Source organism: Streptomyces sp. NPDC007917 (assembly GCF_042959105.1).
Taxonomy (GTDB): domain Bacteria; phylum Actinomycetota; class Actinomycetes; order Streptomycetales; family Streptomycetaceae; genus Streptomyces.
Genome location: NZ_JBIBKK010000003.1, coordinates 1 through 19,204 on the forward strand (window position 1 = coordinate 1; position 19,204 = coordinate 19,204).

The 19,204-nt window shown below is 70.7% G+C and carries 16 protein-coding genes, 1 rRNA gene and 1 riboswitch; of the genes, 13 read left to right on the top strand and 4 right to left on the bottom strand.

Going from position 1 to position 19,204, the window contains the following annotated elements; all coding sequences use genetic code 11:
* The 11 genes from rrf to ACFZDL_RS05995 all read left to right on the top strand — a co-directional run.
* Positions 1-91, top strand: a 5S ribosomal RNA gene (gene rrf / locus ACFZDL_RS05945); the annotation flags it as partial.
* Between the two features lie 143 nt (positions 92-234).
* Positions 235-843, top strand: coding sequence for a CDP-alcohol phosphatidyltransferase family protein (locus ACFZDL_RS05950; protein WP_353593073.1), 609 nt, complete (start codon positions 235-237; stop codon positions 841-843).
* 114 nt (positions 844-957) lie between these two features.
* The gene (locus ACFZDL_RS05955) at positions 958-3,453 is read left to right on the top strand and encodes a mannose-1-phosphate guanyltransferase (RefSeq protein WP_353593074.1); all 2,496 of its coding nucleotides are present in this window, start codon (positions 958-960) and stop codon (positions 3,451-3,453) included.
* A 135-nt stretch (positions 3,454-3,588) separates the two neighbouring features.
* Positions 3,589-4,524 (top strand): DUF881 domain-containing protein, encoded by a 936-nt coding sequence (locus ACFZDL_RS05960; protein ID WP_353593075.1) that lies wholly within the window; start codon positions 3,589-3,591, stop codon positions 4,522-4,524.
* Positions 4,521-4,853 (top strand): small basic family protein, encoded by a 333-nt coding sequence (locus ACFZDL_RS05965; protein WP_319699350.1) that lies wholly within the window; start codon positions 4,521-4,523, stop codon positions 4,851-4,853. The genes ACFZDL_RS05960 and ACFZDL_RS05965 overlap by 4 nt, the downstream gene beginning before the upstream one ends.
* A 4-nt stretch (positions 4,854-4,857) precedes the next feature.
* A complete protein-coding gene (locus ACFZDL_RS05970; protein WP_353593076.1) occupies positions 4,858-5,820 on the top strand; it encodes a DUF881 domain-containing protein in 963 nt (320 codons plus the stop codon).
* 130 nt (positions 5,821-5,950) lie between these two features.
* Positions 5,951-6,784 carry an FHA domain-containing protein gene (locus ACFZDL_RS05975; protein ID WP_353593077.1) on the top strand — a complete coding sequence of 278 codons (834 nt, stop codon included), beginning with the start codon at positions 5,951-5,953 and terminating at the stop codon, positions 6,782-6,784.
* A 17-nt stretch (positions 6,785-6,801) separates the two neighbouring features.
* Positions 6,802-7,554, top strand: a complete 753-nt coding sequence (locus ACFZDL_RS05980) for a MerR family transcriptional regulator (RefSeq protein WP_353593078.1) — start codon at positions 6,802-6,804, stop codon at positions 7,552-7,554.
* A 52-nt stretch (positions 7,555-7,606) separates the two neighbouring features.
* Positions 7,607-8,080 carry a bifunctional nuclease family protein gene (locus tag ACFZDL_RS05985; RefSeq protein WP_014181304.1) on the top strand — a complete coding sequence of 158 codons (474 nt, stop codon included), beginning with the start codon at positions 7,607-7,609 and terminating at the stop codon, positions 8,078-8,080.
* Between the two features lie 224 nt (positions 8,081-8,304).
* Positions 8,305-8,931, top strand: a complete 627-nt coding sequence (locus ACFZDL_RS05990) for a MerR family transcriptional regulator (RefSeq protein WP_353593079.1) — start codon at positions 8,305-8,307, stop codon at positions 8,929-8,931.
* Between the two features lie 68 nt (positions 8,932-8,999).
* Entirely contained in the window at positions 9,000-10,433 is a 1,434-nt protein-coding gene (locus ACFZDL_RS05995; protein WP_353593080.1) for a DNA polymerase IV, read from the top strand.
* Here ACFZDL_RS05995 and ACFZDL_RS06000 read toward each other — a convergent pair.
* Positions 10,409-10,726, bottom strand: a complete 318-nt coding sequence (locus ACFZDL_RS06000) for a PRC-barrel domain-containing protein (RefSeq protein ID WP_353593081.1) — start codon at positions 10,724-10,726, stop codon at positions 10,409-10,411. The genes ACFZDL_RS05995 and ACFZDL_RS06000 overlap by 25 nt on opposite strands.
* A 153-nt stretch (positions 10,727-10,879) precedes the next feature.
* Positions 10,880-10,977: riboswitch (glycine riboswitch) on the top strand.
* Between the two features lie 189 nt (positions 10,978-11,166).
* On the opposite strand from ACFZDL_RS06000, the gene gcvP reads away from it, so the two are divergent.
* Complete coding sequence (gcvP, locus tag ACFZDL_RS06005; RefSeq protein ID WP_353593082.1) at positions 11,167-14,061, top strand: aminomethyl-transferring glycine dehydrogenase; 2,895 nt, start codon at positions 11,167-11,169, stop codon at positions 14,059-14,061.
* Positions 14,062-14,148: 87 nt separating this feature from the next.
* Here gcvP and ACFZDL_RS06010 read toward each other — a convergent pair whose 3' ends face one another.
* Both ACFZDL_RS06010 and ACFZDL_RS06015 read right to left on the bottom strand, forming a co-directional pair.
* Entirely contained in the window at positions 14,149-14,355 is a 207-nt protein-coding gene (locus tag ACFZDL_RS06010) for a DUF5999 family protein (RefSeq protein ID WP_319699373.1), read from the bottom strand.
* 273 nt (positions 14,356-14,628) lie between these two features.
* Entirely contained in the window at positions 14,629-15,222 is a 594-nt protein-coding gene (locus ACFZDL_RS06015) for a hypothetical protein (protein ID WP_353593083.1), read from the bottom strand.
* A gap of 446 nt (positions 15,223-15,668) precedes the next feature.
* Between ACFZDL_RS06015 and ACFZDL_RS06020 the strand changes: the two genes are divergently transcribed.
* A complete protein-coding gene (locus tag ACFZDL_RS06020; protein ID WP_353593084.1) occupies positions 15,669-17,174 on the top strand; it encodes a glutamate--cysteine ligase in 1,506 nt (501 codons plus the stop codon).
* Positions 17,175-17,253: 79 nt separating this feature from the next.
* Here the strand turns inward: ACFZDL_RS06020 and ACFZDL_RS06025 are convergent, their stop codons facing one another.
* Positions 17,254-19,080 carry a substrate-binding and VWA domain-containing protein gene (locus ACFZDL_RS06025; protein WP_353593085.1) on the bottom strand — a complete coding sequence of 609 codons (1,827 nt, stop codon included), beginning with the start codon at positions 19,078-19,080 and terminating at the stop codon, positions 17,254-17,256.
* Positions 19,081-19,204: the final 124 nt, after the last annotated feature.

Here is a 19,204-nt window from a genome sequence, read left to right on the forward strand (position 1 = left end):
GCCCGGTTACATTCCGAACCCGGAAGCTAAGCCTTTCAGCGCCGATGGTACTGCAGGGGGGACCCTGTGGGAGAGTAGGACGCCGCCGAACAATTTTTGAAAAGCTCCGGGCGGGAGCCATTGGTTTCCGCCCGGAGCTTTTTGTTGTGTCCGGGGCCCCGTGCCAGGGCCTCGATAGCCTACCGGTAAGGTCATGGGGCATCCATCGGCACCGTTCCCACAGGAGGCTCCCGGGTGGAGGTCCAGGAGACACGCGTCCAGACCGACCGCGTGCTCACCATCCCGAACATCCTCAGCGCCGCGCGTCTGGTCGGCGTGCCGCTTTTCCTGTGGCTGATCCTGCGGCCCGAGTTCGGCGGGCCGAAGAGCGACGAATGGGCGCTGCTCGTACTGGCGCTCAGCGGTGTGAGCGACTATCTCGACGGGAAGCTGGCCCGCCGCTGGAACCAGATCAGCAGCCTTGGCCGGATACTGGATCCTGCGGCCGACCGCCTCTACATTCTGTCTACACTCGTCGGCCTGACCTGGCGCGAGATCCTGCCGATCTGGCTGACCGCGGTGCTTCTCGCGCGGGAGTTGGTGCTGCTGGTCATGGTCGGCATCCTGCGACGTCATGGCTATCCCCCGCCCCAGGTCAACTTCCTCGGCAAGGCGGCGACCTTCAACCTGATGTACGCCTTCCCGTTGCTCCTTCTGAGTGATGGAAGTGGCCCACTTCACACAATCGCTGCTATTTTCGGATGGGCGTTCGCCGGATGGGGTACAACGCTCTATTGGTGGGCAGGAGTCCTCTACGTGGTCCAGGTCCGCCGTCTCGTCAAGGCGGACGCCGCGGCCGACTGAGCTCGCTGATGTGGGAGCCCGTAAGGGCGGGCTGTCCGTATGCGAAAGGTATGTGGGCCATCGGGGTGCGTCAGTCGGCATGACCGTCGTCTCTTCAAGGAGGACGCTTCCGACATGAAGGCCGTCGTGATGGCGGGTGGCGAGGGTACTCGCCTGCGCCCGATGACCTCGACGATGCCCAAGCCGCTGCTGCCGGTGGCCAACCGGCCGATCATGGAGCATGTGCTGCGGCTGCTCAAGCGGCATGGTCTGTGCGAGACAGTGGTGACCGTCCAGTTCCTCGCATCGCTGGTCAAGAACTACTTCGGGGACGGCGAGGAGCTCGGCATGGAGCTCACATACGCCAATGAGGAAAAGCCACTCGGCACCGCCGGCAGCGTCAAGAACGCGGAAGAGGCACTCAAGGACGATGCCTTTCTCGTGATTTCGGGTGATGCCCTGACGGATTTCGACCTCACCGAGCTGATCAATTTCCACAAGCAGAACGGGGCGATGGTCACGGTCTGTCTGACCCGCGTGCCCAATCCCCTCGAGTTCGGGATCACCATCGTCGACGAGGGCGGCCGGGTCGAGCGCTTCCTGGAGAAGCCCACCTGGGGTCAGGTCTTCTCCGACACCGTCAACACCGGCATCTATGTGATGGAGCCGGAGGTCTTCGACTATGTCGAGCCCGATGTGCCCGTCGACTGGTCCGGTGATGTCTTCCCGCAGCTGATGAAGGAAGGCAAGCCGATTTACGGCTATGTCGCCGAGGGCTACTGGGAGGACGTCGGCACCCACGAGAGCTATGTGAAGGCCCAGGCCGATGTGCTGGAGGGCAAGGTCGACGTCGAAATCGACGGCTTCGAGATCTCCCCGGGGGTGTGGGTCGCCGAGGGTGCCGAGGTGCATCAGGACGCCGTGCTGCGCGGCCCGCTCTACATCGGTGACTACGCGAAGGTGGAGGCGGACGCGGAGATCCGCGAGCACACCGTCGTCGGGTCCAACGTCGTCGTCAAGAGCGGCTCCTTCCTCCACAAGGCCGTGGTCCACGACAACGTGTACGTCGGGCAGCAGGCCAATCTCCGCGGCTGCGTCATCGGAAAGAACACCGACGTCATGCGGGCGGCCCGGATCGAGGACGGCGCGGTCATCGGTGACGAGTGCCTGATCGGTGAGGAATCGATCGTCCAGGGCAACGTCCGGGTGTATCCGTTCAAGACAATCGAGGCCGGCGCCTTCGTCAACACCTCGGTCATCTGGGAGTCGCGCGGTCAGGCCCATCTCTTCGGGGCCCGCGGCGTGTCCGGGATCCTGAATGTGGAGATCACCCCGGAGCTCGCCGTACGACTCGCCGGCGCCTATGCGACGACCCTCAAGAAGGGCTCGACGGTCACCACCGCGCGTGACCACTCCCGTGGTGCGCGGGCGCTCAAACGAGCCGTGATCTCGGCCCTCCAGACCAGCGCCATCGATGTGCGGGACCTGGAGAACGTGCCGCTGCCGGTGGCCCGTGAGCAGACCGCGCGCGGCAGCGCCGGCGGGATCATGATCCGTACCTCGCCCGGTGTGCCCGACTCCGTCGACATCATGTTCTTCGACGAGCGCGGCGCCGACTTGTCCGCCGCCGGGCAGCGGAAGCTGGACCGGGTGTACGCGCGCCAGGAGTACCGGCGGGCGTTCCCCGGGGAGATCGGCGACCTCAGCTTCCCGTCGAGCGTCTTCGACTCGTACACCGGCTCCCTGCTGCGTGCCGTGGACACCAGCGGCATCGCCGAATCCGGCCTCAAAGTTGTCGTGGACGCCACGAACGGCAGCGCCGGCCTCGTTCTGCCCAGCCTGCTCGGCCGGCTCGGCGTCGACGCGCTGACCATCAACCCCGGCCTGAACGAATCGCGTCCCACCGAGACGGCGGAGGCCCGCCGCTCGGGTCTGGTGCGGCTCGGTGAGATCGTCGCCTCGGCCCGCGCGGCCTTCGGCGTGCGCTTCGACCCGGTGGGGGAGCGGCTCTCGCTGGTGGACGAGCGGGGGCGCATCGTGGAGGACGACCGGGCCCTGCTGGTCATGCTGGACCTGGTGGCCGCGGAGCGCCGCAGTGGACGGGTGGCGCTGCCGGTGACCACCACGCGCATCGCCGAGCAGGTGGCGGCGTACCACGGCACGCAGGTGGAGTGGACGACGACCGCGGCCGACGACCTGACGCGGGTCACCAGGGCCGAGGGCACCATTTTCGGCGGGGACGGGCGCGGCGGCTTCATCATCCCCGAGTTCAGCAGCGTCTTCGACGGCACGGCGGCCTTCGTACGCCTCATCGGGCTGGTCGCCCGTACCCAGCTCACCCTCAGCCAGATCGACGCCCGCATTCCGCGCGCGCATGTCCTGCGGCGGGATCTGGCCACTCCGTGGGCGGTCAAGGGTCTGGTCATGCGCCGCGTGGTGGAGGCGGCGGGCGACCGGTCCGTCGACACCACCGACGGGGTGCGGGTGGTCGAGGCCGACGGGCGCTGGGTGATGGTGCTGCCCGACCCCGCCGAGGCGGTCACCCATCTGTGGGCCGAGGGACCGGACGACGCGTCCGCGCAGGCGCTGCTCGATGAGTGGTCCGCCGTGGTGGACAGCGCCGGGCGGTGATCCGTTCCCCCTGGTGGGGGGCGTCAGAGAACCCGTAGGTGGCCCCCGGGCGCGCCCGGGGGCCCGCGGCCGCCCATGGCCCGCTCCCGGCGCGCCGGTGGGGCCATTCGGCGGCAGCGCCCCCGACGTGCGACGATGTGCGGCATGCCGCAGCAGCCCCCCGTTCGGAGCACAGCTCCGCCGAGCCCCCGTCCACGTGTCGACGCGTCCATGTCGCTGCTGACGAATGTGATGGACCACAGTCTCGACGAGGGGTATGCCGAGGCCGCCGCGCGCAAGGGCACGGAGCGTCGGCGGGGCCTGCCGCGCACCCTGCGCGGCAAGCTGGTGCTGGCCGCGGGGCTGGTGCTGGCCGCGGGCATCGTGACGATCGGCGCCGACGAGGCCCGGATATCGGCGCCGAAGCTGGCCAAGGAGCGGGAAAAGCTGATCGACCGCATCGAGTCGGGGAACTCGAACGCGGACGACCTCCAGAAGAGCCTGGACAGGCTCCGCAAGGAGGTCGGCGACCGGCAGCGGCAGGCGCTGGAGGAGCACGGCGGGGACAAGGGCGAGCTGCTCGCGCTGCTGTCCGGGGCGACCGAGGTGGAGGGCCCCGGGGTCAAGCTGGTCGTCAATGACGCCAAGGAGGCGGACCAGGGCGGCGGAGGGCCGCGGCAGAGCACCGGCTTCTCCGATACGGGCCGGGTGCGCGACCGCGATCTGCAGCGGGTCGTCAACGGTCTGTGGGAATCGGGCGCGGAGGCCGTCTCGATCAACGGGCAGCGGCTGACGGCCCTGTCGGCGATCAGGGCCGCGGGAGACGCCATACTGGTCGACAACAAGCCGCTGGTGCCGCCGTACACGGTGCTCGCGGTGGGGGACGGACGGCGGCTGAGCACGACCTTCCAGGACAGTGCCGACGGACAGTACCTGCATGTACTGCACGAAAACTACGGCATCCGCACGAGCATTTCCGCCGCGGACGAGGTGCGGCTCCCGGCCGCGCCGAGTCTGATCGTACGAACCGCAGAACCGATAGGCGGTGGCGCCGGGAAGGGCGGCACCGACACAGGGAAGGGCACATCGTGATCGCCGTATTGGGCCTCATCGTGGGAGTCGTGGTCGGACTTGTCGTCCAACCCGTGGTGCCGACGGTGGTCGAGCCCTATCTGCCGATCGCCGTCGTCGCCGCACTCGACGCGGTGTTCGGCGGCTTCCGGGCGATGCTCGACGGGATCTTCGACGACAAGGTCTTCGTCGTCTCGTTCCTGTCCAATGTGGTGGTCGCCGCGCTGATCGTCTTCCTCGGCGACAAGCTCGGGGTCGGTGCCCAGCTGTCCACCGGTGTCGTGGTCGTGCTCGGCATCCGGATCTTCTCCAACGCCGCCGCCATCCGCCGCCATGTCTTCCGGGCGTGAGCCGATGACGACGGACGACACCGTGGGGAAGGAACCGCGCACCCCCGGGACCAGGCCTGATGCGCGACAGGAGAAGGCCGAGGAGGAACGGCGGGAGACCGCGCCTCCCCGGGAGCAGGCCCTGGAGCCGGCCCGAGAGCAGGCCCAGGAGCCGGGCGAGCGTCCTGGCGAGGAGTCCGGCGAGGGGCCCGGAGACGGTCCAGAGGACCGCGCGGAGGCCGAGACGGCCCCGAAGGCCCAGGAGCCGTCCAACGGCCGTCAGCGGCTGGTGCAGGGCCTGTGGCCGCCGCGGCTGACGCGGGCTCAACTCATCGTCGCGCTCCTGCTGTTCGGCCTCGGCCTCGGTCTGGCCATCCAGGTGCGCTCGACCAATGAGAACAGCGTGCTGCGCGGCGCCCGGCAGGAGGACCTGGTGCGCATCCTCGACGAGCTGGACAACCGCACCCAGCGGCTGAGGGACGAGAAGCAGCGGCTGGAGTCGCAGCAGACCGAGCTGGAGAACAGCTCGGACCGGGCCGAGGAGGCCCGTAAGCAGACGGCCCAGAAGGAGCAGCAGCTCGGTGTGCTCGCGGGCACCGTCGCCGCCGAGGGGCCGGGCATCACGATGAGGATCGACGCGTCGAAGGGCACCGTGGAGTCGGACATGCTGCTCGACGCGGTCCAGGAGCTGCGCGCCGCCGGGGCCGAGGCCATCCAGATCGGCAAGGTGCGGGTGGTCGCCAGCACGTACTTCGCGGACGCCGGCGGCGGGGTGGAAATCGATGGACGGAAAGTGACACAGCCGTACGTGATCAAGGTCATCGGCAAGCCGGAGGACTTGGAGCCGGCCCTGAACATTCCGGGCGGAGTGGTGCAGAGCCTGGAGAAGGAGCAGGCCACCGTGTCCATCGAGCGCTCGGAGAAGATCGTCGTCGACGCCTTGCGGTCGGCGAAGCGGCCTGACTACGCTCGGTCGTCGTCGCGGTGAGGTGGTCAGGTATGGGAGTCTCGCGGCGAGACGACGAGGACGCGGGGGGTCGGCGCACCGGAAGAGTCGCGCGTGATGGAAACTGTCTGGTGGTCACGGACGTTGTGAGTGTGTCCGGACCGTCTGGTGTGTGCATCGAGGGTTTGCCCTGCCCCACGGGCGGGTCTGTTTCAGTCAAGGGGAATCGCCCGTGAAGTTGTTCGGGAAGTTGTTCGGCAAGAGCGCGCGCCAGGACGGCGGCAGCAGCACCGCCCGCCACCGTGCGCCGCGTACCGCGGAGGAGAGCGGGGTGAGCGAGGAGCGTCCGCTGTTCCGGGACGGTGGCGGCATTCCGGGTGGTCAGGGCGCGCCTTCTGTTGACCCTTCCGCGTCCGGACGCATAGGTTTCGGGGAGCCATCGACCGCGAACACGGGCGGAGGGTTCGGCTTGCCGGTATGTCAGAGGTGCGGCCATCAGAACGCCGAGGCCAGCCGGTTCTGCTCCAACTGTGGCGCGCCGCTGCGGGGCCAGGCGCCCTCCGAGCGCGCTTCGGAGACCACGTCCACCATCTCGATCTCCGGTCTTGAGGCGTACGACTCCGAGGTGACCGGGCAGACTCCGCTGCCCGCGCTCTCCCCGGAGGCCCAGGCGGCCGTCGAGGCGCTGCCCCCGGGGTCCGCGCTGATGGTGGTCCGCCGCGGGCCGAACTCCGGCAGCCGCTTCCTGCTGGACAGCGATGTGACCACGGCCGGCCGTCATCCGCAGAGCGACATCTTCCTGGACGACGTGACGGTCTCGCGCCGCCATGTGGAGTTCCGGCGCGGCCAGGACGGCTCCTTCACCGTCGCGGACGTCGGCAGCCTGAACGGGACGTACGTCAACCGCGAGGCGATCGACTCGGCCATCCTGAACAGCGGCGACGAGGTGCAGATCGGCAAGTACCGGCTGGTCTTCTACCCGAGCCAGCGGGGCTTCGGCATCTGACCCGTCAGGGGAGGTCCATGCTTCAGACACCGTCGGGCGGTGCCGACACCGGCACCGCCCCCGCGGGCGGCCGGGCGATGAGCATCGGCACCGTGCTGAATCTGTTGCGGGACGAATTCCCCGAGGTCACCCTCTCCAAGATCCGTTTCCTGGAGGCGGAGGGCCTGGTCGAGCCGCGGCGCACGCCCTCCGGCTACCGCAAATTCAGCCCGGAGGACGTGGAGCGGCTCGGCCATGTCCTGCGGATGCAGCGTGACCACTACCTGCCACTGAAAGTCATCCGGGAGCATCTGGACGCCCTGGAGCGGGGAGAGCGGCCACAGCTGCCCGCCGCGGCCCCCGGCGCCCTGCCGGAAGGATCGGCCGGGGAGGGGGCCCAGAGCGCCGTGGAGCGCCCCACGGCCGCCCGCGTGGGCCGGGCCGAGCTGCTGGCCGCCGCCGGGATCGACGAGGGGAAGCTGGCCGAGTGGGAGTCGTTCGGGCTGATCGGGCCGGGCGCGGACGGCGGGTACGACATCGAGGCGGTGACCATCGCCGGGCTCGTCACGGACCTGGGTCGTTTCGGTCTGGAACCACGTCATTTGAGGATCATGAAAGGCGCCGCGGAGCGCGAGGCGGGACTGCTCGAGCAGGTGGTCGCACCCCTGCGGCGACACCCGAATCCGCAGACCAGAGCCCATGCGGAGGCCAGCGCACGGGAGCTGGCCGAGCTGTCCGTGCGGCTTCATGCGGCCTTTGTCCAGTCCGCTCTGCGGGCCGGTTCCCGGTGACCGGCTCGGTCCCGACTATCCAAACCGGCCGGGCACGTCCTAGGGTTGCTGTGTGAACGAGCTCGACGTCGTGGGTGTCCGGGTGGAGATGCCCTCCAACCAACCGATCGTGCTCCTGCGCGAGGTAGGAGGCGACCGCTACCTCCCGATTTGGATCGGACCGGGAGAGGCGACCGCGATCGCCTTCGCTCAGCAGGGCATGGCTCCGGCGCGCCCGCTGACCCACGACCTCTTCAAGGACGTGCTCGACGCGGTCGGCCAGCAGCTCACGGAAGTCCGGATCACGGACCTGCGCGAGGGTGTCTTCTACGCGGAGCTGGTGTTCGCCAGCGGCGTGGAGGTCAGCGCCCGGCCGTCCGACGCCATAGCGCTGGCGTTGCGCACCGGCACGCCGATCTACGGCAGTGACGGGGTGCTGGACGACGCGGGGATCGCCATCCCGGACGAGCAGGAGGACGAGGTGGAGAAGTTCCGCGAGTTCCTCGACCAGATCTCGCCCGAGGACTTCGGCACCAGCAGTCAGTGAGCCATCGGCGGCCGTGTGGCGGCGGACCGTGAGCGTGGCTGTCCGCCGGCTGAATGTGCTGTCCGCCGGTCCTCGACAGCACATTCGAGTAGCCTTTCCCGGCAGAGGGATAAGGGAAACCACCCTTAGGGTGATTATCACTCGGCGTGCCGAGTGTGGCGATCGTTGACGCACCCCGGGTGACTGCCTACCGTCGAGAAGGCAGGTCGAGGACGGAGGTCGGCGTGAGAAGCAGCGGCGACGGCACGGCGGCAGGCGGTCCGTACACGCTCCCCGGGAGCGCACCGGCCGAACCGGTACTGAAGGCGCGGGTGGCGGCTCAGGCCGCGCCGCCGCGGGAAGGCGCCGTGGCGAAGCCCGAGAAGGTGGGGTATCGCGGGCCGACCGCCTGCGCGGCTGCCGGTATCACCTACCGCCAGCTGGACTACTGGGCGCGCACCGGGCTCGTGGAGCCGAGCGTGCGGCCCGCGTACGGCTCGGGCAGCCAGCGGCTCTACAGCTTCCGGGACGTGGTCGTCCTCAAGATCGTCAAGCGGCTGTTGGACACCGGCGTGTCCCTGCAGAACATCCGGGCCGCCGTCCAGCACCTGCGCTCCCGCGGCCTTGACGACCTCGCCCAGATGACGCTGATGAGCGATGGTGCGACGGTCTACGAATGCACCTCGCCCGACGAGGTGGTCGACCTCCTCCAGGGCGGTCAGGGCGTTTTCGGGATCGCCGTGGGCGTGGTGTGGCGGGACGTGGAGAGCGCGCTGGAGCAGCTCCACGGCGAGCGGGTGGACACCGGCGAGACGCTGGTGGGGCACAACCCCGCCGACGAGCTCGCGCGGCGCCGCAACCGCGCCGGCTGACCCACCCGACCGCCTCACCTGACGGGCATCCGCCCGATTGTCAGTGGCATGCGGCAGCATCTGTAGGTGTGAGGGGTGCGCCGACGATTCTGCATCTGGACATGGACGCCTTCTACGCCTCGGCGGAGCAGGCGGCCAAGCCCAGCCTGCGCGGCAAGCCGGTGATCGTCGGCGGGCTGGGGCCGCGCGGCGTGGTGGCCACGGCCTCCTACGAGGCGCGGGTGTTCGGGGTCCATTCGGCCATGGCGATGGCCCAGGCCCGCCGCCTGGCTCCGAACGCGGCATACCTCACCCCCCGCTTCTCCCTGTACCGCCAGGTGAGTGACAGGGTCATGGCCCTGCTGGCGGACCTGTCCCCGCTGGTCGAGCCGCTGAGCCTGGACGAGGCGTTCGTGGATCTGGAGGCGGGTGGCGTTCCGGCCAGTTCCGAGGCGGCGCGGGCCGTGGGGGAGCGGCTGCGCGGGGACATCGTGGCCGCGACCGGGCTGACCGGCTCGGTGGGCCTGGCGGGGTCCAAGATGCTTGCCAAGATCGCCTCCGAGCGGGCCAAGCCCGACGGTCTGGTGGTCATCGAGCCGGGCACCGAGCGGGAGCTGCTGGGGCCGCTGACGGTGCGCACCCTGCCCGGGGTGGGCCCGGCCACCGCGGAGGCGCTGCGCCGGGCCGGGATCACCACCGTCGCCGAGACCCGGGAGGCGGGGGAGGAGGAGCTGGTCCGGCTGCTGGGCAAGGCCCATGGCGCCTCGCTGTACACCATGGCCTGCGGGCGGGACGACCGGCCGGTCGTCGCCGAGCGGGACGCGAAGTCCGTATCGGTGGAGGACACGTACGACGTCGACCTCACCGACCGCACGCGGGTGCAGCTGGAGGTGGCGCGGCTGGCCGACCGGTGTGTGCGGCGGCTGCGCGGGGCCGGCCGTTCGGGGCGCACGGTCGTGCTCAAGGTGCGGCGTTACGACTTCTCCACGCTGACCCGGTCCGAGACGCTGCGCGGGCCGACGGACGATCCGGCCGTGGTGCGGGAGGCCGCGGCGCGGCTGCTGGAAGGTGTGGACACCACGGCGGGCGTGCGGCTGCTGGGAGTGGGCGTGAGCGGCCTGGCGGACTACACCCAGGAGGATCTGTTCGCCCAGGCCGCCCAGGCCGCCCAGGCCGCTCATGAGGCCCAGGAGGCCCACGGTGCCGCGGAGGGGACGCGGGAGGCCGGGGGGATACCGGAGCCCGCCCCGGCGGCCCTGGAGGAGGACGAGGGCGTCGACCGGCCCCGCCGCTGGCCGCCCGGCTCCGATGTACGACACGCCGAGTACGGGGCGGGGTGGGTGCAGGGCAGCGGGGTCGGCCGGGTGACGGTGCGGTTCGAGGAGCCCTGGTCCGAGCCGGGCCGGGTGCGGACCTTCGCGGTCGACGACCCGGCGCTGGAGCCCGCGGAGCCGCTGCCGCTGCTCCGGCCCGCCGCGAGCGAGGCCGACACCCCGGGTCAGCCGGTCACGTCCAGACCGTAGTGGTGGTAGAGCTGCAGCTCCTGCTCGGGCGACAGATGGCGGCCGACCCCGAAGTCCGGCGCGTCCTTGATGAGCGCCCGCTCGTACGGCACCCGCAGCGCGTCGTCGATGACCTCGCTGGGTTCGAGAGGCACGAACACGTCCCGGCTGAACAGGCCGGTGCGTACCGCCGCCCACTCCGGCTCGCCGGTCGCGTCGTCGAGGTAGACCTCGTCCACGGTGCCGATCTTCGCGCCATCGCGGTCGTAGGCCTTCCGGCCGATGAGGGTCCGCGGATCGATGTCGGTCTGCACACTCTCTCCCACAGGTGGCTTTTTTCATGACTGCCCGGCGATGCTCTTGATTCTTCGTGTTTCCTACGAAAAGACACAACGCCGCGCGCGTCCACTCGAGCGCTTGCTCAAAATCCCTGGCGGCAGGCTCGCTGGTAGGCTGACGGTGGCTGCAGACCCCGTGCGGGAGAGTCCTCCGCCGACGTTGTCGGAGGCGCCGAAGGAGCAACTCCTCCCCGGAATCTCTCAGGCACACGTACCGCGCGGGTGAGGTCACTCTGGAAAGCAGGGTGGGCCACGGACGAGCACGGCTCCGTGACCCCTCCTCACCGACGGTGAAAGCCGGGTCGCCGCCCGCGGGCCCGGTGAAGCTCTCAGGTCGAGATGACAGAGGGGGAGGCCGTTCGGGCACCCGTACCGTGGTGCCCCTCGTCGGTCGTACAGACCAGGAGGCCTCGCAGATGACCGCCAACCGCACCTCACTGACCGAGCTGGAACGCGGTACTCCGTTCGAGCGGCGCCATATCGGACCGGACTCCGAGGCGCAGGCCAAGATGCTCGCGCAGGTCGGCTTCGGCTCCCTCGACGAACTCACCCAGGCCGCCGTGCCGGAGGTCATCAGGAGCGCCGAGGAGCTGCGGCTGCCCCCGGCCCGCACCGAGGCCGAGGTGCTGGCCGAGCTGCGCGGCCTGGCCGAGCGCAACCAGACGCTCGCCCCGATGATCGGCCTGGGCTACTACGGGACGTTCACCCCGCCGGTGATCCTGCGCAACGTGCTGGAGAGCCCTGCCTGGTACACCGCGTACACGCCCTACCAGCCGGAGATCTCCCAGGGCCGGCTGGAGGCGCTGCTCAACTTCCAGACCGTCGTCGCCGACCTCACCGGGCTGCCGACCGCGGGCGCCTCGCTGCTCGACGAGGCCACCGCCGCCGCCGAGGCCATGGCGCTGTCGCGGCGGGTGGGCAAGGTCAAGCAGGGCGTGTTCCTGATCGACGCCGACACCCTGCCGCAGACCGTCGCGGTCATCCGGACCCGGGCCGAGCCCACCGGCGTCGAGGTGGTCGTCGCCGACCTCTCGGCGGGCATACCGGCCGAGGTGGCCGAGCGCGGGGTGTTCGGCGTGCTGCTGCAGTACCCGGGCGCCTCCGGCGCGGTGCGCGACCTGCGCCCGGTCATCGAGCGGGCCCATGAGCTCGGCGCCGTGGTCACCGTCGCCGCCGATCTGCTCGCCCTCACCCTGCTCACCTCGCCCGGGGAGCTGGGCGCCGACATCGCCGTCGGCAACAGCCAGCGGTTCGGCGTGCCGATGGGCTTCGGCGGGCCGCACGCCGGTTTCATGGCCGTCCGCGAGGCCTACGCCCGCAGCCTGCCGGGCCGCCTGGTGGGCGTCTCGGTCGACGCCGACGGAGACAAGGCGTACCGCCTGGCCCTGCAGACCCGCGAGCAGCACATCCGCCGCGAGAAGGCCACCAGCAACATCTGCACCGCCCAGGTGCTGCTGGCCGTGATGGCCGGGATGTACGCCGTCTACCACGGCCCGGAGGGCCTGCGGACCATCGCCCGGCGCACCCACCGCTACGCGGCCGTGCTCGCCGAGGGACTGCGGGCCGGGGGCGTGGAGATCGTGCACGGTGCGTTCTTCGACACCCTCACCGCCCATGTCCCGGGCAGGGCCGCCGAGGTCCACGCCGCGGCCCGCGAGGCCGGGGTCAACCTGCGGCTGACCGACGCCGACCATGTGGGCATCGCCTGCGACGAGACCACCGGGCGCGCCCAGCTCGCCGCCGTGTGGTCGGCCTTCGGCGTGGACGGCGGGCTGCCCGCCATCGACGAGCTGGACGCCGCCGCGGCCGACGCGCTCCCTGAGGACCTGCTGCGCGACGACGCCTATCTGACCCACCCGGTCTTCCACCAGCACCGCTCCGAGACCGCGATGCTGCGCTATCTGCGGCGCCTGGCCGACCGCGACTACGCCCTGGACCGGGGCATGATCCCGCTCGGCTCGTGCACCATGAAGCTCAACGCGACCACCGAGATGGAGCCGGTCACCTGGCCGGAGTTCGGGGCGCTGCACCCCTTCGCGCCCGTCGAGCAGGCCCAGGGCTATCTGACGCTGATCCGCGAGCTGGAGGAGCGGCTGGCCGAGGTCACCGGCTACGACAAGGTCTCCCTGCAGCCGAACGCGGGATCGCAGGGCGAGCTGTCCGGGCTGCTGGCCGTGCGCGCCTACCACCGGGCGAACGGCGAGGAGCGGCGCACCGTCTGCCTCATCCCGTCCTCCGCGCACGGCACCAACGCCGCCAGCGCCGTGATGGCGGGCATGAAGGTCGTCGTGGTCAAGACCGGCGAGGACGGCGAGGTGGACGCCGACGACCTGCGCGCCAAGATCGAGCAGTACGGCGACGAACTGGCCGTCCTGATGGTCACCTACCCCTCCACCCACGGCGTGTTCGAGGAGCACATCAGCGAGATCTGCGCGGCCGTGCACGACGCGGGCGGCCAGGTCTACGTGGACGGCGCGAACCTGAACGCCCTGGTGGGGCTGGCCCGGCCGGGCAGGTTCGGCGGCGATGTGTCCCATCTGAACCTGCACAAGACCTTCTGCATCCCGCACGGCGGCGGCGGTCCCGGCGTGGGCCCGGTCGCGGTGCGCGAGCACCTGGCGCCGTATCTGCCCAACCACCCCCTGCAGCCCGCGGCGGGCCCGGCGACCGGCGTGGGCCCGGTCGCGGCCGCGCCCTGGGGTTCGGCGGGCATCCTGCCCATCTCCTGGGCGTACGTCCGGCTGATGGGCGCCGAGGGGCTGCGCCGGGCCACCCAGGTGGCGGTGCTCGGCGCCAACTACATCGCCAAGCGCCTGGAGCCGCACTACCCGGTGCTCTACACCGGCCCCGGCGGCCTGGTCGCCCACGAGTGCATCGTCGATCTGCGGCCGCTGACCAAGGCGACCGGCGTAAGCGTGGACGATGTGGCCAAGCGGCTGGTCGACTACGGGTTCCACGCGCCCACGATGTCGTTCCCGGTCGCCGGCACGCTGATGATCGAGCCGACGGAGAGCGAGGACCTGGCGGAGCTCGACCGGTTCTGCGAGGCGATGATCGCGATCCGGGCGGAGATCGAGAAGGTCGGCTCGGGGGAGTGGCCCCAGGACGACAACCCGCTGCGGAACGCCCCGCACACGGCGGCCGCGCTCAGCGGGGAGTGGGAGCACCCCTACACCCGGGCGGAGGCGGCCTTCCCGGCCGGTGTGTCGCCGGCCGACAAGTACTGGCCGCCGGTGCGGCGGATCGACGGCGCCTTCGGCGACCGCAACCTGGTCTGCTCCTGCCCGCCGGTGGAGTCGTACGAGAGCTGACCGGGCACGCCCGGTCGGGTACGGGGCCGGTGCGGCAGAGATGCCGGGCCGGCCCCTGGGTGTTCAGGCCGCCGTGACGACGGGTGTTCAGGCCGCCGTGACGACGCGCTCGGTGTCCAGCGGCCGGTGCGGGGCGATGATCTGCCCGTCCGGCAGGAGCTCACCGGTGTCCTCGAAGAGGAGGACGCCGTTGCACAGCAGGCTCCAGCCCTGCTCGGGGTGGTGCGCCACGAGATGGGCGGCCTCCCGGTCGGCGGAGTCGGCTGACGGGCACGGTGGCTGGTGCTGGCACATGGAAGGGATCTCTCGCTGGGGTGTGGTGAGTGTCCTGTGGCTTGCTGCGGCAGTCATGGCCGCCCCCCGTTGGTCAGTCGGTCGGTTGCTCCAAGTGTTGCCCTGCGGGCCGGTTTCCGCACGGATTTCGCGGCACCGGTGCTTGCTAGATAATGACGCATCCACCCGGTCGGCGGTTCTTCCTGACGGGACTGTTACGAGCCCGCAGCGGAGCGCCCCGTGACCTCGAGGACCACGGGGCGCTCGGGCGCGGGCGGCGGCCGCCGCAGGGGGTCAGGCCGAGGAGCCCAGCAGCGGCGGCGTCCGCGTCAGCCGGAGGGTGAGCACCGGCAGCAGGTCCGCGGCGCGGTGCGCGCGGTGAGCGGCGATCCCGGGCGGGGCGGGGGTGAGCGGCACCAGCAGGTCGGCGGCGGCGAGGTGGCCCTCTTCGGCGTCGGCGTCAGGATCGCCGCGCAGCCACAGCGTCAGCATGTACAGCTCCGGGATGGACAGCAGCCGGGGCTGGTAGCCCCTGTCCTCGGTTGACGACAGCGACTCGGCCTGGCTCAGCGCCAGTTCGGCCGAGGACACATACGGGCCTTCGGAGAAGTGCGAGAAGACCCAGCCGTCGGCGGTCAGCATCGCCTCGGCGGAGGCCACCGTGCGCTCACCGTCGCGGATCAGGAACCGCCAGCCGGTGAGCCGGGCCCGGGGCGGGCCGTCGGGGGCGGTGATGTCGTCCAGGACGTGGACGGGCAGGGGGAGTTCGAGCTCGAAGGGTCCGTCGAGGGAGCCGAGGAGCGGGGTGCGGACGGCGGTGGGAGAGCCAAGGGCCGTGCGGATGCTGTTCAGAGCAGGCGCTGGAGCCGAGGGGACGTGCAGCGGCATGGTGGGTCGCCTCTCACTTCGGAGACACGGTGGAGCGCTGGCGTGCCAGGTACGGATGGCGCTGTCGGTGTACGCGGGTCAGAGGGGCTCTGACGAGATGTCAGGGCGGCGTCTCTCTGCCTCGGTTGCCGAGTTTATACGACAAGTGTTCCCGTCGTGTTTCATGTATCTGTCCCCGGTATTGCGCGGCAAGCACTTATCCGGCCCGCCATGACTAGGGGATTTTCGCCGATTCTCTGCCATATGCACGGATATGACCTGGCATTTTAACCCAGCCCGGGTAGGCTTGATCTGGATGGTGTTTTTCATCACGGCAATGCGGCGCTGTGCAGAGCCTATCGGTTGAGCGGTCCGCGTGTGGCGTTATCGATCACATTGGCTGGGCATCATCGAGCGTGATGTACGCGGCCGGGGGCCGTTGATCCACTCGAGGAAGGGACGCTTCGATGGGGGAGAAGGTCGTAGCCGGGGAGTTCGATCCGTCCGGGCGGCAGCGGCAGCGCGCCAGGCTCCGGCAGGGCCTGGATGCGCTGGCCCGGCTCCTGGCCGAGAAGCGTTTCGACCGCCCGAGGAATCTCATGGGGCTGGAGATCGAGCTGAATCTCGCGGGGGCCGACGGGATGCCGAGGATGATGAACGCCGAGGTTCTGGAGAGAATCGCCAGCCATGATTTCCAGACCGAACTCGGACAGTGCAATCTTGAAGTAAACATCGTGCCCCACCGTTTGCACGGAAGGGTTCTCGACCAGTTGGCGGAAGAGCTCCGGACGGGTTTGTCATATGCCGATCGCAAGGCGGGGGAAGTGGACTCCGAGATCGTTATGATCGGAATTCTCCCGACCCTTGCCGCCCGCGACCTGGGCTCCACCAACCTCTCCTACGACGACCGCTACAAACTTCTCAACGAACAGATGCTGGCCGCCCGCGGCGAGGATTTCCTGATCGATGTCGAGGGCGAGGAGCGGTTCCGCTACGCCTCCGGGTCGATCGCCCCCGAGGCCGCCTGCACCTCGGTCCAGCTGCATCTGCAGGTGACCCCGGGCCGGTTCGCGGCGGTGTGGAACGCGGCCCAGGCGGTCGCCGCCGCACAGATCGCGGTGGGCGCCAACTCGCCCTTCCTCTTCGGCCGGGAAGTGTGGAGCGAATCCCGTCCGCCGCTGTTCCTGCAGGCCACCGACGTCCGGCCGCCGGAGTTCGCGGCCCAGGGCGTGCGCCCGCGCACCTGGTTCGGCGAGCGCTGGATCAGCGACGCGTACGAGCTCTTCGAGGAGAACCTGCGCTTCTTCCCGCCGTTGCTGTCGACCGCGGAGGACGAGGACCCGCTGCGGGTGCTGGACGACGGCGGGGTGCCGCTGCTGAACGAGTTGGTGCTGCACAACGGCACCATCTACCGCTGGAACCGCCCCGTGTACGCGGTCGCCGACGGCGTGCCGCATCTGCGGGTGGAGAACCGCGTACTGCCCGCCGGGCCCACCGTCAGCGATGTCATCGCCAACGCCGCCTTCTACTACGGCCTGGTGCGGGCGCTCGCGGAGGAGCCGCGCCCGGTGTGGAAGCGGCTGCCGTTCGAGACCGCGGCGGCCAACTTCGAGGTGGCCTGCCGCCATGGCATCGACGCGGTCCTGCGGTGGCCCAAGCCGGGCGGCCGCTCCTCGTCCACCGTGCGGATCCCCGCCGTCCGGCTCGTCCAGGAGGAGCTGCTGCCGCTGGCCGCCGCCGGGCTCGACGCGTGGGGCGTCGAGCCAGCCGACCGCGAGCGCTACCTGGGGATCATCGAGGAGCGCTGCCGGCGGCGGGTCAACGGCGCGTCCTGGCAGGCCGCCGCGTACCACCGGGCGCGGGAGAGCGGCCTCGAACGGGACGCCGCGCTGGCGGCGATGACCCGCCGCTACAGCGAGCTGATGCGCACCGGAGAACCGGTCCACACCTGGCCGGCCGCTCTCCCCGGCTGACGAAGCCTGAATTGCGGTGAGTATCGGACAGCGACACGCCGTTGTGTCGGCGTGTCGCTGTCCGATACTCACCGCAAAGTCACTGTCCCGCGCCCGCCCGGCTCGCCGACACGATCGCCTTGAGGATCACGCTGTCGATCTGCGCCGGATCCTCCACCCGCTGCGCCGAGCCTCCGGTCGCCTCCGCGATGTCCTCGCACGCGGACAGGTCGGCGTCCGGCCCGACCGCGATGGCGATCAGCGGCACCGGGCGGCTCGGGTCGGCGAGCCGCCCCAGCTCCTGGACCAGCGCCTTGCGCGAGATGCTGCCCGCGTCCTGGTTGGACCCGTCGGTGAGCAGTACGACGGCGTTGAACCTGCCCCGCGCATAGCCGTCGCGTGCCTCCCGGTACGCCGCGAGCGCCGTGTCGTACAGTCCGGTCGCCCCGCCCGGCACCGGCTCCAGGGCGCCGAAGGCGGCCGTCAGCCGGTCGCGCTGGGTGGACCCGTCCGAGGCGCGCAGGCCCAGCCTCCGGGTGGGGACCAGCTCCCGGTGGTCCCGGGCGCCGTCGAGCCGCCGGGAGAACTCCCACAGCCCGATCTCGTCCTCCGGCGTGAACTGCGCCAGCGCCCGCAGCAACGCCGCCTTGGTGACGGCCATCCGGGACTCGCCGCGCCGGCCGGGCACCGGGGCCGCCATGGAGGCCGAGGCGTCGACGACCGTGTTCAGCCGGGCGCTTTGCACGGTGATCGTCCACATGCCCAGCGCGGTCTCCAGCTCCGCGCCCGACGGACCGGAGGCCGCGACCACCGCGTACGGCTGGGGGGCCTTGCCGCCCGCCGTACGGGTCACCGACTCGACCGCCTTGCCGCTCGCCGGCCGGAAGCCGTGCCGCGCGAGGATCCGGCGGTTGCCGGGGTCGGAGAGAAAGGTCATGAACCGGGTGGCGGCGCGGGCCCGCACGGTGGTGAGCGCGTCGTCATTGAGCACCGTGAACGGATAGTCGAGCTCTGCGGTGCCGTCCTCGGGATAGAACAGCCGGAGCCGAGGGGCGCCCCCGGCCGCCGCGTTGTGGCGGTAGGCGGCCTGCTCGGACAGGAACAGGGCCTGATTGCGCCGCGGATTGCCCGCCTCCGCGCCCGAGTCGTCGCGCGGCAGCGTGGTCAGTACGTGATCGTCGGTGTCGGAGACGCGCTGGGACAGGAGTTTCGCGGTGGCGGCGGCCCGCGTGTCGGCCCCGCCGCCCTTGCCCGGCCCGCCGCTCTCCTTGGCTATCGAGGCGTTGACGCGGGCGAGGGCGAGCAGCCCGGTGGCGCTGCGCGCCGGGTCCGCGGCCCCGAGCCGCAGATCCTCGTCCCCGGACGCGGCCCCGGTCAGCCGGGCCCAGCTGTACTTCTTCTCCGGCCATCCGAGCCGCTTGGCGGCCGACGGGGTCGCCGCCACGGCGACCGGCGAGGACGCGACGCCGCCGAGCGTGTCCAGGGGGACGGACTTGGCGGGGGAGGACGTCGCGCGGTCGACCCACACGCTGGAGTCCGGCAGCCACACCTGGAACCCCGGGTCGCGGCTGTCGTCACCGAGCGCGTCGGCCACCTCGTAGGACGCGCGGCTGGTGACCTTCACATCGAGGCAGCGGCCGTCGGAGCGGACATGGGCGGACCGGGCGCGCTCGGCGACCTCGCGCAGCGCCGGGGCGATGTCCGGGGAGGCGGCCACCCCGAGGCGTACGGCGTCGTTCGAACAGGACTCCATCGGGCCGAGCAGTTCGCCGCGCAAGACCAGCGCAGCACCGGTGGCCAGGGCGAGGGCGACCGCGGTGGAGACCGCGACGGCCCGGCGGCGCGCGGAGAACCGGGAGCCCGTAGGGTCCTGCCGTGGTGAGCGGACAGGGTCGGCCGAGTCCTCGGGCAGGCTGTGGCGTCCCATGTGCTGCGCCTCCTGTGAAGATGAAGCTGTCAGGAGCAGGAGGGCGCCAGCGGTATGGGGCCCTCCCCTGACCGTCGCGTGATCTTCGGAACTCTTTTCGAGACCATAGCGGCACACGACCACC

What these genes read in the sequence shown, in the direction of transcription:
- ACFZDL_RS06015 (WP_353593083.1), bottom strand. Translation starts at nt 15,222, where the DNA reads ATGCCGCTGCACGTCCCCTCGGCTCCAGCGCCTGCTCTGAACAGCATC.
- ACFZDL_RS05955 (WP_353593074.1), top strand. Translation starts at nt 958, where the DNA reads ATGAAGGCCGTCGTGATGGCGGGTGGCGAGGGTACTCGCCTGCGCCCG.
- ACFZDL_RS05960 (WP_353593075.1), top strand. Translation starts at nt 3,589, where the DNA reads ATGTGCGGCATGCCGCAGCAGCCCCCCGTTCGGAGCACAGCTCCGCCG.
- ACFZDL_RS05980 (WP_353593078.1), top strand. Translation starts at nt 6,802, where the DNA reads ATGCTTCAGACACCGTCGGGCGGTGCCGACACCGGCACCGCCCCCGCG.
- ACFZDL_RS05970 (WP_353593076.1), top strand. Translation starts at nt 4,858, where the DNA reads ATGACGACGGACGACACCGTGGGGAAGGAACCGCGCACCCCCGGGACC.
- ACFZDL_RS06025 (WP_353593085.1), bottom strand. Translation starts at nt 19,080, where the DNA reads ATGGGACGCCACAGCCTGCCCGAGGACTCGGCCGACCCTGTCCGCTCA.
- ACFZDL_RS06010 (WP_319699373.1), bottom strand. Translation starts at nt 14,355, where the DNA reads ATGTGCCAGCACCAGCCACCGTGCCCGTCAGCCGACTCCGCCGACCGG.
- gcvP (WP_353593082.1), top strand. Translation starts at nt 11,167, where the DNA reads ATGACCGCCAACCGCACCTCACTGACCGAGCTGGAACGCGGTACTCCG.
- ACFZDL_RS06020 (WP_353593084.1), top strand. Translation starts at nt 15,669, where the DNA reads ATGGGGGAGAAGGTCGTAGCCGGGGAGTTCGATCCGTCCGGGCGGCAG.